Consider the following 16,516-nt stretch of genomic DNA (forward strand, 5'->3'; position numbering starts at 1 on the left):
CTCGGCGAGGCGACCACCGCCCTGGGCGGCGAACGCCACTACGCCGACGGCTACTCCGTCGTCACACACGAAACCGCACACGCCGTCTACCTGTTCGGCCTGGACGAGCGCCAACAGGCCGTCGTACGCGACGCCTACACCATGCGCATGCGCCGGGACCCCTCGGTGGAGTGGGCGGACGGCCCACGCCTGGACACCGACAACAAGGTGGTCGACAACTACGCTTCGCGTGACGTGCTGGAGTACTTCGCCCAGACCAGCAACGCCTACCTGGGCACCAACCACGGCGTCGACCCCTACACGGGAAGAGCCCGCAACAACGGCGCCGAATGGGTGCGAAACACCGAGTCCGACCGCATGGTGACCTTGCTGGAGTCGCTGTACGGCACCACGCCACAGGACCTGTCCGCCAACCCCGTGACCCAAACCCGCACCGAGAACGACCTGTGGCAGGGACTACGCGACTTCACCCACCTCACCCAACCCACCGACACCGACACCGACACCCAGACCGACACCGACTCCGCACCCGGGCCTCGTGAACTGGATCCGTCCGAGGACCTCTTCCACACGGTGATGCAGCAGCTCCACCGGATCCGTGAGGACCTGACGTCGGACCGGGCGACGGTCGAGGAGACGCACCGGCGTCTGCTGCGCGAGCGGTCGGTCCTTCCCGGTATGTCGAGGGTTCAGGTGGCCGGTCGGATCGCGGATGACATCGCGTCGGAATCGGGTGTGGAGCCCGCGCGGCTCCGTGCCGGCATGCTGAAGACGCAGGTGCTCGCGCAGGACGAAGCCGGTGCGGGGGGCCATGCGGCAGGCTCTTCGCAGCAGGGGTCCGCGACGGCGGGGACATCCCGTGCGGCGGACTCGGGCACCGCCTCCGCTCCGCCCCGCCGTACACCCGAAGAGCCCCGCCGCACCTCTGAAGAGCCCCGCAATACACCAGAAGACAGCCTCGAACCTTCCCCGGAGCCGCCCGGCGCACCCGTGGCCGATCCGGCCGCCCGGGAGAGGGCCGCGCTGCGTGAGGCGTGGGGCGGGGAACTGGCCGCGCGCAGCTACCAGAAGGAGAAGGCCACGCGACTGGGCGCGAAGACGGGCAGCCCCCTGGAGGCGTGGGAACTGTGGGAGTCCACGGCCCGCGACTTCGCGGAGAGCGGCAGGACCATGGGCGCCGGGGCCCTCGACCGGGCGACGCGCGAGATGGTGGCCTGGGGAATGGCCCCGGGGCCCAGGCAGTATCAGCGACGCGACGCCTTCGAGCGGGCCTGGCGACAGCAGCGGGCCGCAGCCGTCCCGGCGCCCCCCGCCGAACGGCACGGCCGAGCGACGACCGTCGTACCGCCCGGTGTGGGTGCGCTGCCCGCCATGCCGCCGTCGGACCCCGAGGTGCCGCAGCCAGATCAGGAAGCGCAGGACAAGCAGGAAGTGCCGGCGGAGGCTCCCACCGCGGACGACGCGCACGGAGGGGCGCCCGGCGTCTCGTCCTCCGGTGGCGCCGGCCTCACGAAGAGCGGGCCGTCGGCCGACGCCTCCCCGGCGCTGCCGCTCATCGTCGTGTCCGACACCGAGGTCTCGGGGACCGTGCGCGATTTCGGCAGCGCCGACCGGCGCGGCGCACCCGGGCTGGTCTCCGTCTCGCCCCTCGCGCCGTGGACCGTCACGGCGCTGCACCACCAGATCGTCCGCGCCCTCGGCGCCGCGGCCGACGAGGGCTCGGTGACGGCGGCCGTGAACGGTGCGCTGTCGCAGGAGCAGCTCGCCGAGCACATGCCCGCCCTGCTCAGCACGGAAGGCCACCGCGTCACGGTCACGTCGGACGGCCGTGAGCGCGACCTGCGTATCCGGTTGGCGCTGGAATACGACGGGCGGCCCGAATGGTACGGCGAGTCGGGCGCGGGCCGGCCGCAGCACCGGGTGGAGCGCCGCGCGCTGAGCACGCACAGCACGTCGAACCGAGGGAGCTACCACACCAGCCGCAGCATCCCCTTCGGCTGGACGGGCATTTTCCCCGTGCCCGGCGAGGTCCCGCTGCTGCGCGTCATCGGTTCCGCCCAAGTGAACGTGACGCACAATCAGATGTCGTCCTCGACCCAGGTCGGCAGCAGCGTGCGGACGCTTTCCAACCTCAGCAGCAGCGAGCCCTCGGAGCCGTACTCCTACCGCGTGACCTGGCAGGTCCGCGAGCACACCGGCACGCCCACGGCCGGCGCCGAGGAGCCGCCCCGCCTCACGGTCGCGCCGGCGGACCGGCCGGAGGCCGGGGGCGACGCAATCGGTCCCGGCGACACGGAGCGCGCAGACGGCTCCGGATGGCGGACGAGCGAACAGGCCGGTACGGTCACCGTCTGGTTCCCTCAGCACCTCGCCTCCGACGACCATCTCGCGCCCGACGGAGCGGAGCCGGCCGCCCTGGACGACCTGCCGCTGTGGAACGTGGACTCCCTCGCTGATCCGGAGCGGCTCTCCGACGAGGTGCGGCGGCAGTTCGCGAGCGTCCTGTCCCTGCTCGCTCCCGAGTCGCGGGCCGAGGCGGAGGCCCTGTTCTCGGAACCCAGGTTGCGTGGCGCCATGCCCCTGCTGCGCCACGGCGCCTTCTCCCCGCTGCTGTGGGACACCGACGGCAACGCGATCGGCATGTTCAGGCTGACCGCCGACGTCAAGGTCGGTGAGGCCCTGCGTTCCTCCGTGCCGGGCGGGACGATGCTGGAGAGCCATGTCGGCCACGGCCGGAGCGTGGCGGGCTCCGCCCAGCTGTCCAGCGGCGTCGCGGGAGAGGTCGCCGTCTCCGCCGCCCTGGGGTCGGGCACGGTGCCGACCGGCGGTACCTCCGCGGCGGCCGGCACGCTGACGGTACGCGGCGGGGGATCCGCGCACCTGACGAAGACACTCGGCTCGGGTGGATCGGCTTCCCTCAGGCACTCTCTGCTCAGCACCGCCGCGCATCTGCTGACCAGCGCCGACGTGACGTACACAGTGGAGTTCGTCCGCGACGGCTCGGCCCTGCGGCACGAGTTCGGCACCTGGGAGGAGGGTCTGCGTCTGCGGATCCTCGGTGACGAGGACGCACGGGGGACGGAACCGGCGCAGAGCCGGTCCCTCCCCCCGGAGCTCGAGCAGATGCGCAGCATCGGCCTCTCCGCGACGGTGCTCGAAGTGTCGGGCGCCGAGGGCCTGTTCGCCACGGCCGAGAACCATCTGCGGCAGCAGGGCTTCCTTCCCCCGCCGGCGGAAACCCGGGAGGCGGACGGCGCCGTTCAGGAAGTCGCCGCGCCCCGCCTGCCGCTGGGGCGGCCGGGTGCGGCAGCCCGGCTGGAGAACCTGCGCCGGTTCGAACTCGCCCGCAACCACGTCGGGCTGCGCGCGGTGGCGGACGGCGCCGTAGACGGCGGGTACGCGGTGTGGCTGGACGACCCGCTGGCCGTGCCCGCCCGCCGGGTGCAACTGCGCCTGACCATCACGCGGGACCACGGCGAGCCGTCCCGGCACACGCGGACCCTGCCCCAGGTCAGCACCTTCAACACGGCCGCGCAGAACGACCCTGGAACGCAGGAGGAAGGCAGTGACCGGGGGCTCCACGTCGGTCTGGGCCCCAGCGGCGGCGGATCGACCGGAGGCCGCGGCGCGTTTCTCACCGGAGGCGTCGACTACCGCCACGACTGGCAGTGGGGCACGGCCGAGGAGACGTCGAACGAGGTCGCCCACGACCAGTCGACGTGGGGCGAGTCGCAGCCGTCCGAGGTGTTCGACGTCCCCGTCGTCGTCCGGCTCGCTCTCTACGGCGAGGACCCGCTGACTCCGATCGCCGAGTTCCGTCCGGAGCCGCCGGACGACCGGCAGGAACCGGCCGCGGTGGACGGCGCGCACGCACTGACGTCCTCCGCCGGAGCCCCACCCGCCGCGACCGGGACCGACGACCAGGCCGGGGAGCGGGGCGGACAGCCGGGGCACGGCCGGCCACAGCGCTCCGGCCCCGGCACGGACGGCACGCTGCGGGTGGCTGTCCCCCGTCACCGCACCCTCGCTGAGCCCGAGCCGTCGGCCGCGGAGGCCGCCCCCGTGGTCCTCCCCCGCGCGGCCACCCAGGACGATCACGACAGCCTGGCGCTCGTCGGGCCGGACGGCACGCCGCGCGAGAACGTGATCCGCGTACCCGGCGACGCCGTCATCGACGTGTTCGCCGGCTCTCGGGAGCTGATCAGCGCCTTCGAATCCGTCATCGGCGGAACGTATGCCGAGGCGCAGGAGGCGGCGGTGGCAGAGGGCGCCGGCCGGGGGAAGACCGCGTCCGCCGGCGACAGGCTCACCGCGATGATGCCGACGGGGCTCGCCAGGGCCGGCGGCTCCGCCGTGCGGTCGCTGGTCGGAGATGCTCCCGGCGATCAGCGTTCCTTCATGAGCGAGACCCTGCGCGCCGCGCTCGGCCCCGAGCAACTGGTGGCCCGCGGTCACCAGATCCTGGGCGGTGGCTACGTCGTCGAAGGCCTGGCGCTGCCGGGAGCGCTAGCGGACGGCGAGTACTCCGTGGAACTTCGCGGCTACGCGCACAGGCCCCGTTCCGTCGTCAGCGCGGCGCAGTACCAGGAGACGGGCGTCTCATCAGGAGACGGCGCGTCCCACACGAGGAAGCACAGCAGCGGCTCCACGGTGACAGTGGGTTTCGGCGGCCGTCGCGACGTGAAGGACCGTCCCGCCCCGGGCGCACCGGTCGGGTCGACGAACTCCATGGTCACGCCCGTGCTGTCCTACGCGACGCAGCGCAGAACAGCACGGTCGCTCACCGAGGGATCCTCGGGCGAGTTCGCCAGGACTCTCACCGAGGAGAACCGCCAGCACCGGCTGCGTTCCACGGTGACCGTGCTGATGACGGTCCGCCGCGGCCACCGCAACATCGCCACCGGCCTCGTCGGCCGGGGACAAGGCCCGGTGGTGACGATCGCGCTCGATCTGCCACGGTCACTGGACGTGCTGGTCACCGACGAGCAGATCCGGCGCAACGCCACGTGGTTCGCCGGTGTGCCGGAGCTGAGCGACATCGTCGACTCCGCCGGTCCGGTCGACGACGCACCGCGTCCCGCTCTGCCCGACTGGTTCGCCCGCACCGGCGACCTCGGTACGGGGGTCGTTCTGGACTCGCTCGCCCTGGCGGAGCATCAGCCGGACGACGGCAGCGGCCGGGAGAACCAGGGCCCCGACGTCCGGTCGCCCGCCCCCGCCGAGACGCCCGCCCAGGGGCATCCCTTCCAGGAGAAGCTGCTGGCCCAGGTCGAGAAAGAGGCTCCCGGCGCCATGCGCCCCGGCAATTCCTCGTACGTGCCGGGCCTGCGCTCCCGCATCGTGGCCGCCACCGGCCAGGCCGCCATGCGCGCGCTTCCCGCGCGGGGCAGCAAGGGCGTGAGGCGGTTCCGTTTCCTGTACTCCGCCGCGGGCGGCACCCGGTTGGTGGAGGTAGAACTGAGGGCCCGCCCCAGAGACGACGTCCAGGGGCTTCGGGCCGTTCGCGGCCGTACGGCAGGCGAGGGTGCGGGCCTCGAGACCGTCTCCTCCGTCGCCCCGTCGAACGAGTCCCGTGGCAGTTCCTGGAGCAGCTCGCACCAAGCCTCACTCGGGCTGATCACCCGTCACCCCCGCGCCGGGAACCACATGGTCGGCGACCTGACGGGCCCGACTCTGGGGACGGCGATCGGTCACTCCCGCTCGGTCACCCGATCCACGGCATGGCAGGACCGCTCCTGGACCGAGACCGAACACACCGCCGAGTTCGACGTCGTGTACACATACACGACGTCCGTCCGCTCCGCCCCGGTCGGCGCCTGGCCGCCGGACCTGCTCGGCGGGTACGTCAGCAGCGGCTTGGTCTCCTGGAGCGACACCCCCGACCTGCGCAGCTGGCTGGCGGCCACCTTCGCCGGGCGGACACCCCGGCCGCAGGCCACGACGGTCAGAAACACTCTGCGGTTCGTCGCGGGCGAGGCGCCGGCCCAGCCGGTGGCAGGGGCGGACCCCGTCCCGTTCCACCGCCCGGCCACGCACCCGATCGGCACGACCGACGCGAGTGCGCTGCCGTTGACGCCGGCCGGACCCGTGATCGTGCACGGCTTCGACGGGGCTCATCACCTGCGCGACGCCCTCGCCGAAGCGCACCCCGGCCTGCCGGGGCAGGGCCTCATGGAGGCCCTCGACTCCCGGGAGAACGCGGCGGCCCGTCTGGGCGAGCTGATCGAGAGCCGCACGGCTCGGATCGGACCGGGCCAGACCCTCCGCATGCCCGGCGCCTGGCCGGACACCGGCATCACGACCGTGACCACCGAACTGTTTCACCCGCGACCGGTCACGGTGGCCGACGACGTCGCCCTGGCCCGGGGACTGCTCAACGCGTCGAGCCAGTCGTCCGCAGGCTCCGTCTCCATCGCCCCGTCCATGAGCTGGTCCACCACCCTGCCCATGGACCCCAGGAACGAGACCCAGCGGTTCGCCGTCGGAGCGGCCATGATCTCCCCCGACGCGCTGCGCTCGGCCCAGACGGCCGGGACGGGGGACGCCCACCGCGAACGGCTCAAGGCCGCGGCCGTCAGCACGACCCCCGAAGGCACGTCGGGCACACGCACCCACGAGACCGCGGTGGACGTACTGATCACGGTCGACGGCGGTGACGACGGACCCCGATATGTGTACGGCACCACCACCGTGCGCCTGGCGGAGAGCGACCTGCTGGGACACGGCGTCACGGAAGCACGGGTTCAGCCTCGGGTGTACGACCTGCGGTCCCTGCTGCGCGACCAGCCCGACGAGGCGCTCAGGGAGTGGACCCGGCATCCACTGGCCGACCTGCCCGGTGCGCTGGCCGCGGGCCTGCACGAGGACGACCCGGCCGTTCAGCTGTGGCTGGCGACGCGTTCGGCCACCGCCTCCCCCGAGGAGAGCGGCCCGACACCGCTGGGCCGGGCCCTCTACGCGGCCGCGCAGACCGCGCTGCTGGCCCGGCGGCCCGTGGAGCTGTTCCTGCGAACCGAGCGGGGAACGCACCGCTGGCATTTCGACGCGACGGGCAGGCTGCACACCCAGGACGCCCGGGTCCGCGACGCCTGGGACGACTTCGCCGCCCCGATGTCGGACCACGCCGAGGCGGCCGAGCGCCAGACGCGCCTTCGGGCCGCGGAACGCGCTCTCGACGAGGCGCTCGGGGCGGCCCGCACCCGGGTGGAGCAGTCCGGGGCCGCGCTGCTCCGGGCCGGAGCGGCGTACGACGCGAGTCTCGACGACCAGGTGTCCGCTGTCGCGTCGCACGGCGAACAGGAGCTCCCGGAGCGCCTGCGAACAGCCGAAGAGCAGACGGCGGTGCATGCGGAACGCACGGCGGCGGCGCGGCGGACGTATGCCGAGGCGGCCACGGAGGCCGAGCGGCTCGCAGGACAGATCACCGAGCTCGTCCGGGGTCAGCGGGACGAGGCGGTCGCTCAGACCGCCGCACTCAGACGCCTCACCATCGCCGCACACGACCTCGAGACCGCCAGGGAGGCGAGCGGAGAGGGCAGGGCCGGCACACCCGCCGCATCACTCACCATGAGAACGACACGCAGACGTGCCGACATCGGCGCGCCGTCCGCACCGGAGAGCCTCACCACGGAGCCGCCCGTTCCGTCCGTGGCAAAGCCGCGGGCGCCGCGGCCGGCCGCGCAGGAACGGCCTGCGGCGCGGGAGCCCGCCGGGACCGTTGCCGAGGAGGCCGCCGCCCCGGCGACGCATGCCCCCGGCGGAGCCTCGGCGCGCATGTCGACGGGCGACTCCCCGCCCCGGCGGCCGGGGGAGAGCGCCGAACTCGACTCCGGCGCCGAGGACGCGCCGGAACCCGTCACCCCGCGCGCCGATGCCGACGCGGCCGTGGACGCCAGGGACCGTCGGCAGCAGGCGCGGGCGGCCCTGAACCGGGCGCCGGTCGAGCTCAGGACGCAGGAACGGGCCGCCGCGGGCCGGCCCGCGTCCGCCCTCGAAGCCGCCGAGCGGGCGGTGTCCCAGGCCGAGTGGGACGTCGAGACCGCCGAGGCGGATCTTCGGGAACTGGGCTACGACGGCCCGGACCTCGCCGGCCACCTCCGCGAGGGCGACCCGCGCTTCCCCGGAGCCGGGGCGGGCCGCCGTCCCGGCGCCGAGGGCCGGCCGTCCGCCGCAGGCTCCGGCGCCGGGTCCGCATCCCGCCCGGAGGACTTCGTGGCGCCCTCGCCCCCCGTCACGGCGGGCTCGCCCGTCCCGGGAGGGGTGGCCTTCACCGGCACGTCGTCCGCCGGCACGAGCGACGCGCCGTTCCCGGCCCTGCCGTCGCACGCCGCCCGGAACGAGGCCGTCGCGCCCGGCGGCCCGGTGGTCGGTGAGCCGGGGCGGCTCGTCGACGGTGAGCCGTCGGCCGCAGGTCTCACGGTGGCAGTGCCTCCGGGACCGGAACCCATGGCGACCTGGGACGCCGGGTCCGAGCGCCACGCGTCGGCCGACGAACACGTGCTCGCGGTTCCTTCCCGCGTGTCCGGCGGAACGGTGTTCACCAGCCCGCTGGACGCGGTCCCCGAGCCCGCCGTGACCGACGGCGGGGAGTTCGAGGGCGTCGAGCCCGTGACGGTGAGCTTCGCCGAGGCGTCGCGGACAGTGGACGGCGAGCAGCAGCGAGAGCTGCGGAACCTGGCGCGACGACTGGCGCGTCAGGCGGTGCGCAACCGTGAACTGGGCCTTGCGCAACAAGCCGTTCGGATCAGGGGACGAGGCAACAGTTCGGGGCACGCGGCGTTCACGGGGAGGACCCGGGCCAAGAACACCGCGCACGCACTGGAGGATCACCTGGCGGTGGAACTGAGGGCGCTTCAGGGAGCGGTCGCCGACCCCGTGGTCGTCCGTGACCTGGACATCCGGTACGGCTACGAGGACACCTTGGGCCAGAACCGAATGGATCCGGCGAACCGCCGCACGGCGATCGTCTCCGTCGGGGAGGACTCCCTGCCGGAGGGGGTGACGTGGACGCCGCTTCGCGAGCCTGACAGCCGAGACCGCCACGAACTCGCGGAGACCCCGCTGACCGTGACCTTCGGGAGAGGCGGCAAGGAGGTCTCGGAGAAGGACAGCCGCCGGATCGAGGACCTCGCGGAACGGATCGCGGTGAGGGCGCTGCGAAACAGGCGTTCGGGTCTGCGGCCGCCGGCCGTCCGGATCACGGGACGCGGGAACGGACGTCGGGCGGAGGCGAACGGGACGGAGCGCGCAGCCAACACCGACGCGCAGCTCAGGCAGTTCCTGGCGAGGAGACTGCTGGAGCTTCAGCCGGGTGTCGAAGTACCGCTCACCCTGGACGATTTCCCCATCACGACCGTGTTCGACGACGCGCCGAAGGCGCTCTACCAGGATCCGCTGACCCACCGCACCGCCACCATCGCCCTCGACTGGCCCGCGGAAGGGCCTGCGTCCGAAGCCCCGGGTCCGGAGGCAGAGGAGGAGACACGCGCCGGGTCGGTGTTCGAGTTCGGGCCGGAGCCGGAGCAGGAGCCGGATCCCGAGGAACCCCAGGAACCCCAGGAGTCTCAGAAGCCCGAGGAGGAGAAGGCACTGCCGCCGTTGCCCTTTGCCGCAGCCGCGTACGGGGCGGACTCCGAGGCGGCGCGAGAAGACTCGGCGGTCCTCGGCGTCGCGGCGGCGCGCGGAGCGACGGCTCCCGGGACGACGAACTACAGGCGAGTCGGCCCGGACACACTCCTGGGCCCGGACGGCGCCGTACTCGAACTGCGCCCTGCCTCGGGTCCCGGCAGCGGGCTCACCGAGGCGGTGATGGAGATCGTCAGAGCTGACGTGGGCGAGGCCGGGGACTGGTACCGGCCCGGCGGCACGCCGGACCAGGCGATCGCCGAACTCCACCGCGCCGCACTGGCCGCCGAGCTGACCGAGGAAGACCTCCCCGATTCGCCTCTCTCGTCTCCGCGGGACCTGCTGCGCACCACGGTCGACGAACTGCGCCTCGCCGGAGTCCCGTTGACCGAGGAGCGACTGGCCCGTGCCGAGGCCGGCGAGGGCGCCCTGGACATCGCGTCGGCCGAACTGACACCCGTGCAACTGACCCGGCTGCTCCTGCTCCGCCCGGAGACATGGAATCCGGTGATCGACCGGATCGCCGCTGCCGGACTGGCACGCACGTTCATGCTCGACCTCACCGTGGTCGACCTGGACGCGCGAGACGAGGCGCACATCGGTCAAGGCCCGACCCGAGGCGTGATCGTCCTGGAAGACGGTCGGTTCAGGGCCGCTGTTCCCGACCGCAAGACGAGCACCACCACTGATCAGTCACCGACCCAGCTGTGAGAGCGACCACCACCATGAGCGACATCATGCCCCCGGAAAACCTGCCGGGAGACGACCCGAGCACCTCGGCGGACACGTCGGCCCGCCCGGCCGGCGATCCGGAGTCCCCGTCGATCCACGAGGCGGAACGGGACGCGCCGCGACCGGTCCTGAGCTGGCCCGCCGAGTCGTCGGAGCCCGCGCCGGGCGACGCTCCCGAACCCGCTGACCTCCCGCCGGCGCCGGAGCACATCGTCGATGCCGCCCTGCTGGCTCCCGGCCACTGGTTCGGCTTCGTCGACCCGGCTTGGCGCGGTACCTGGCCGCCGCCGACGTGGGCGGTGGCAGGCCAGTGGCGCTCCGATACCGCAGGCCGGCTCGTGGAGTGGCAGAGCAACCCGGAGTACATCCCCTCGCCTTCCGCGCGCGGCTGGTCCCGGCCCACCGACCCGATCGACGCGGCGGTGCAGCGGGCCGCCGCCGGTTACGGCGGGGAGGACGAGGTGCCGCTCCTGGTCGCCCGGGCGCAGGTGGCCGTCTACGTACGGCCGGACGGGGAACCGGTGACGGCGGTGGATCCGGAGGGCAGCCCTGTGGTGCCGGTTCTCACCTCGCCGTCCCAGCTGGCCGGCGTGGGGCGTCTTGCGTACGAGGTCCACTCCGTGCTGGACCTGGTGGAAAAGGTGCCGCCGGGGCACGCGCTGTACCTCAACCCGGCTGCTGCGGTGGCCATGCGGCTGGATCCCGAAGCACTCGAGCAGGCCCTTGCCGTCGTGAGGAGCGAGGCCGCCGCAGAGGACGAGGCAGAGGACGAAGGAGAGGAGGCAGAGCACGGGGCAGAGGACGAGGTCGCCGGAGCGCAGGGCACTGGCACTCCGGCGGACGCGGCTGACCGTGACGCCGGCCCGTCCGCGGACGAGGCCGGCCGGCAGGACGACGAGCCGGTCGTCGGCGCGACCCGGATCGACACCAGTGGTTCGGTTCCCGCACCCGTCATCCCGCAACGGTCCGCGGCCGAGTCCGACGAAAGTCCGCAGAGTAAGCAGAGTAAGCAGAGTCCGGAGAGTAAGCAGAGTCCGCCGAATCCGCCAGGTGCGTCGGACGTCGATGACGCCTCCGGCACCCGGCAGCGGGCGGAGACCGAGGGAGCCGGTGGCGTTGCGGAGACGCCTGCCGCCGTGTCGCAGGCGACCGGCCGTGCCGACTCCCCGGCGCCCAATCTCGCGGACGGGGCCGCGGCGATGTTGATGGGCGCGTCCGACTCCTGACGGCATCCGGTTCCGTCGAGCCCGCAGTCGTGCCGTGTCGTGCCGTGCTGTCAGCGGGCCGTGCCGGGGCGGGTCCTGCGGTGGTGCAGATCGGCAAGCGCCCGCTCGACCGCCGCAAGCGCCGTCGGCTCGGCGAAGAGCAGCGCGGTCCGCAGCGTCGAGCCGGCTTCGTAGCGGACCGCGCCGTCGAAGGCACGGGCCCGCGCGGGCGCATGCTCCTCCAGCGCCGCGCGAACGGCGCCCAGCGCCTCGGAGTCGTCGACGAGGTCGGCGAGGTCGGCGTCGAGGTCGTGCCTGACGACGGGCCGTGCCGCCCGGCGCCAGGGCAGCGCCCAGCTGTGCCGTCCCGGACCCACGTCCGGCCGGGGACCGTCGTGGAGGACCACTTCCGCCGTCGTGTTCGGCGGCACGAGGGCCGACACGGTGAGCGTGTCGTCCTTGACCGTCCACTCGACGCTCGCCGTCCCGTAGGGCGTGAGCTGCTCGCTGCGCGCGTGCGTCAGCCCGGGGAGCACCGTGGGCGCGATGCGCAGACGCCGGTACCCCGGCTCGGCGGGGGCGAGGCCCGCCAGGCCCCGGTGCAGCCAGTCCACGACGGCGCCGAAGGCGTAGTGGTTGAAGGAGGTCATCTCGTGGGGGTTGACCGAGCCGTCGGGCAGCAGCGCGTCCCAGCGCTCCCAGACCGTCGTCGCCCCGACCGTCACGGGGTACAGCCAGGACGGCGCCTCGGTCTGGAGGAGCAGACGGGCGGCGGCGTCCAGCTGTCCCGCGACGCAGAGGGCGTCCATGATCAGCGGAGTCCCGACGAATCCGGTGCCGATGCGGTAGCCGTCCTCCCGGACGATCTCCGCGAGACGGCGGCCCAGGGCCGCTCGCAGTTCGGTCGTCCGGGCGATGTCGAACACGAGAGCCAGCGCATAGGTCGTCGGTCCCTCCGACACCATGCGGCCGCGCGGTGTCACGTAGGTCTCGAGGAAAGAGAGGCGGGTCCGTTCGGCCAGTGCCGCGTAGTGGTCGGCCAGGGCGGGCTGCCCGAGGACCCGTGCCGTGCGGGCGACGATGTCCAGTGACCGGTACAGGTAGGCGGACGCCACGAGGGAGGGGTGGGTCCGGCCTTCCCGCGGACGGTCGGCGGGGGCCTTGGGGTCGAGCCAGTCGCCGAGCTGGTAGCCACGTGTCCACAGGCCGTCGGAATCGGCGCAGGCCAGCTCCGCCTCGGCCCACGCTCGCATGCTCGGGAACTGACGGGAGAGCAGGCCGGTGTCCCCGCAGCGTTCGTAGAGCGTCCACGGGACGACGGTGGTGGCGTCGCCCCAGGCCGCGACGACGCCTCCGGTGTCCTCGGGCATGACGCTCGGCACGACGATCGGGGTGACCCCGCCGTTGCGCGCCTGCTCCAGGGCGAGGTCGCCGAGCCACGACGCGAGGAAGGCGTCGCAGTCGAAGAGGGTGGCGGCCGTTCCCACGAACACCTGCAGGTCGCCGGTCCAGCCGAGCCGCTCGTCGCGCTGCGGGCAGTCCGTGGGGATCGACAGGAAGTTGCCGCGCATGCTGCGGACGACGTTCTCGTGGAACCGGTCCAGGAGGGGCTCGGAGGTCGTGAGCCGGCCGGTGCGGAGCAGGTCCGACGAACAGACGACGGCGGTGACGGCCGACGGATCGAAGGTCCCGGGCCAGTCGTCGACCTGGAGGTAGCGGAAGCCGTGGAAGGTGAACCGGGGCTCCCACTCCTCGGCGTCGCCGCCCCGGAGGGTGTAGGTGTCGACGGAGTACGCCCGGCGGAGTTGCCGGGTGGCCGGCTCGCCGTTCTCCAGCACCTCCGCATGCCGCAGCGTGACCGTGTGGCCCCGGGGGCCCTCGACCCTGATCCGGACGCGGCCCACGATGTTCTGCCCGAAGTCGACCACGGTCCTGCCCGACGGGGAGGTCAGCACGGCGATCGGCGCGATCTCCTCCACCCGCCGGACCGGCTCGTGCCCCGCCGGGCACAGCACCCGGCGGGGGACGTCCAGGACGGCCGCCGGCCGCCAGCCGTCCTCTGCGCCGGACGGTGTCGACCAGGCGGGATCGCAGTTCCGGGCGTCGAAGGACTCACCGGCGTAGATGCCGCTGGCCGACAGGGCGTCCGAGGGGCGGCAGCTCCACCCGGACGAGGTCCCGGCGACGACGCGGCGTCCGTCGTCGTAGGTCACCTCGATCTGCGCGAGGATCGCGGCCCTGCCCTCGTAGGCGCGCCGGGCACGGCCGAAGAATCCGTAACGCTCGGTGAACCACCCGCCGGCCAGCCACACGCCGAGTGTGTTGTGACCGGGGCGCAGGAGATCCGTGACGTCATGGGTCTGGTAGAGCACACGGTCCGGGTAGCTCGTCCAGCCGGGGGCGAGGACTTCGGAACCGACGCGTGTGCCGTTGAGTTCCGCCTCGTAGACACCGAGCGCGGTCACGTACAGCCGGGCACGCACGACCTTCTCCTCCAGGAAGAGACCGTGCCGGAACTGTCCGGGGGCGTCGTCGGGCGTGCCGTCGGGCAGTGACACCCAGCGTGCGGTCCAGTCGGCCTCGTCGAGAAGCGGCGCCTCGACGGTGATCGTCGCCCCCTCGGCGCGCACTCCGTCGTGGCCCGTGGCCGACACCTCGAGACGCACGCGTTCACGGGAGCGCAAGGGGCGGAAGGGCCACCGCACGAACAGGCAGTCGTCGCCTTCGTGGTCGGCGCTCTCGGTACGTCCGTCTTCGTCCAGCCAGGTCACGGTGATCCTGGCGGAGGCCTGGCGCCAGCCGGGAGCCGAGGTGTCCGTGCGCCACGACACGGCCGGGTCGGGGCGGTCCGTCCACGGCGCCCCGTCGCGCCGGCGGCCTACGCGCAGGTCCGAGACGACAGCGTGGCCCATGGGACACCTCCGGTGAGCGGCGGTCCGTTCCATGCGTACCGCGCGGCGACGTGGCGACGGGGGCCGCGGGAGGAGCGGGCGCCTTCCGCCACGATGAAGCCCCACCTTAAGTCCGTGCGGGACATATGTCATGCATACAGGCCCGGAGGACGTCCCGATCACCCCCGCACGGGCCGTCGGGGCAAGCGGCCCCTTCTGGGAATCTCGTCGAGGTCCCCCCACCCGACTGCAATACCCTCCTCCCGCCCAGCCCGACGGGATATATGTTCTGACAGGCCTAAAGTCTCGCGAGGGTGTCCCTCACCGCGGGGCGAGGCACGGGAGGGATACGCCGGCCGCACCGTCCTCTACTATTGAAGAGTTCTTCAATTCACTAGTTGCCGTGGAATGCGGCCGCCGGGGAGGAATCCGGATGGGCGGGTCAGTGTTCGCCGAGGCGCTGCTGGAGCGGGTGCTCCACGCGCGGGCGGCTCTCCGAGCGGCACTGGAGGCCGCGGACGCGTACACCGTGGCGGTGGTCCAGGACGAGCTGGACGACGCGGTGCGGGTGGCACGGCGGCACGGGGTCGACGTCGGCGCCGCCGAGGCGGAATCCGAAGGGAAGTGATCCGGATGACCGTTCCCCTCTACGAGGCGAAGGCGGAGTTCTTCCGGATGCTCGGGCATCCGGTACGGATCCGGACGCTGGAACTGCTGCTGGACGGGCCGAAACCGGTACGGGACCTCCTGGCCGCGATCGAGGTAGAGCCGTCGAACCTGTCGCAGCAGCTCGCGGTGCTGCGCCGCTCGGGGATCGTCACCGCCACCCGCACCGGGTCGACGGTGGTCTACGAGCTGGCCGGCGGCGATGTCGCCGAGCTGCTCGCCGCGGCCCGGCGGATCCTGTCCGTGCTGCTGGCCGGGCGTCAGGACCTCCTCGACGAGTTGCGCGGAACGGAGCCCGCGCGGTGACGGGCGACGCCCGCCGGATCGGCATGCCGCAGCACCGGGCAAGCCCTCCGCCGTCGCGCACGCCCTGCCGCCGTCGCGCACGTTCCGCCGCCGCGGACGGTGGCCGGACTCGCCGTCTGCCACGGCGGGGAGCCGAGTGGCGAGCCGGCCGTCCAGCACGAGGGCGAGGTCGCCCTCGTCCGGTTCGGGGATCCCTCGCGAGCAGGCGGGACAGGACGACGGAACAGAGAGGAACTGCACGGTGAGCGACACCAGGAACGGCGAGCCCCGGGACGCGGAGGCCCAGAAGGAGCGCGGCGTCACGCTGCGCGCCGGCCTCTACATCTTCGGCACACACCTGTTCGCCGGCTTCGTATGGCTGCTCTTCTACGTGGGCGAGCACGCCAACAAGTAACGGGTCCCTCCCGGGCGGGAAGGGTTCACCGGCCCCGGCCATGTCCCCTGCGACCTTGGCTCCTGCCGCGTCCCGTGCGACTTTGGCTGCTGCGGCGGTGGGACGTGGCCGCAGGCGGCCGGCGAGTCGTCCCGCCGCCGGAGAACGAGCCGTCACGCGGCCGGAGAAGTCGTCACGCGGCTGGAGTCACCGGGTTCCTCCGGCGCTTCTCCTCCGGGGCGCTCCCGCGCGCGTTCGGGGCGGCCGCCTCCCGTTGCCGGAGCGCTGTCAACTCCCTTGGAGACGGCCGCCGTTCATGGCCGCCGCTATGACGGCGGCTTGCGTTCCGCCCGCGTGGTCCGCAGGTCGGCGAGAAGCTCGGCCTGGCCGGCCAGCACTCCCGACAGGATGGTCCGTGCCACCCTGAGCAGCTCGGCCACGTGCGGGCTGGTCAGCGAGTAGTACACGGTCGAGCCCTCCTTGCGGGTCCTGACCAGGTTCGCGCGCCGCAGCACGGCCAGCTGCTGGGAGAGGTGCGCGGGCTCGATGCCGACCTCGGGCAGCATCTCGGCCACCGCGTGCTCGCGCTCGCTGAGCAGTTCCAGGACGCGGATGCGGGCCGGATGACCGAGGGTTTTGAAGAACTCGGCCTTCAGCTGGTACAGCGGCGTGCTCACCTGGCCGCCCCCTCCCCGGTACAGCGGCACGGCCCCACCGGC

The 16,516-nt window shown here is 73.1% G+C and carries 7 protein-coding genes; 5 read left to right on the forward strand and 2 right to left on the reverse strand.

The features are described 5' to 3' along the window. The first annotated feature begins 147 nt into the window (after window positions 1-147). Together IE239_RS01940 and IE239_RS01945 are read left to right on the forward strand one after the other, a co-directional pair. Window positions 148-10,335 (forward strand): hypothetical protein, encoded by a 10,188-nt coding sequence (locus IE239_RS01940; RefSeq protein WP_229877699.1) that lies wholly within the window; start codon window positions 148-150, stop codon window positions 10,333-10,335. Beyond that, a complete protein-coding gene (locus IE239_RS01945; RefSeq protein ID WP_229877701.1) occupies window positions 10,332-11,582 on the forward strand; it encodes a type VII secretion system-associated protein in 1,251 nt (416 codons plus the stop codon). The genes IE239_RS01940 and IE239_RS01945 overlap by 4 nt, the downstream gene beginning before the upstream one ends. 50 nt (window positions 11,583-11,632) lie before the next feature. On the opposite strand, the gene IE239_RS01950 is transcribed toward IE239_RS01945, so the two are convergent. Further along, the gene (locus IE239_RS01950) at window positions 11,633-14,473 is read right to left on the reverse strand and encodes an alpha-L-rhamnosidase (RefSeq protein WP_190147455.1); all 2,841 of its coding nucleotides are present in this window, start codon (window positions 14,471-14,473) and stop codon (window positions 11,633-11,635) included. A gap of 412 nt (window positions 14,474-14,885) precedes the next feature. On the opposite strand from IE239_RS01950, the gene IE239_RS01955 reads away from it, so the two are divergent. From IE239_RS01955 to IE239_RS01965, 3 genes are all read left to right on the forward strand, one after another. Continuing rightward, window positions 14,886-15,080 (forward strand): hypothetical protein, encoded by a 195-nt coding sequence (locus IE239_RS01955; protein WP_190147456.1) that lies wholly within the window; start codon window positions 14,886-14,888, stop codon window positions 15,078-15,080. Between the two features lie 5 nt (window positions 15,081-15,085). After that, entirely contained in the window at window positions 15,086-15,424 is a 339-nt protein-coding gene (locus tag IE239_RS01960) for an ArsR/SmtB family transcription factor (RefSeq protein WP_190147457.1), read from the forward strand. A 241-nt stretch (window positions 15,425-15,665) separates the two neighbouring features. Continuing rightward, a complete protein-coding gene (locus IE239_RS01965) occupies window positions 15,666-15,818 on the forward strand; it encodes a DUF6126 family protein (RefSeq protein WP_190147458.1) in 153 nt (50 codons plus the stop codon). A 305-nt stretch (window positions 15,819-16,123) separates the two neighbouring features. Here the strand turns inward: IE239_RS01965 and IE239_RS01970 are convergent, their stop codons facing one another. Then, the gene (locus IE239_RS01970; protein WP_190147459.1) at window positions 16,124-16,474 is read right to left on the reverse strand and encodes an ArsR/SmtB family transcription factor; all 351 of its coding nucleotides are present in this window, start codon (window positions 16,472-16,474) and stop codon (window positions 16,124-16,126) included. Between the last annotated feature and the right edge of the window lie 42 nt (window positions 16,475-16,516).

Origin of the sequence: Streptomyces humidus (assembly GCF_014649655.1) — a bacterium.
Taxonomy (GTDB): Bacteria; Actinomycetota; Actinomycetes; order Streptomycetales; family Streptomycetaceae; genus Streptomyces; species Streptomyces humidus.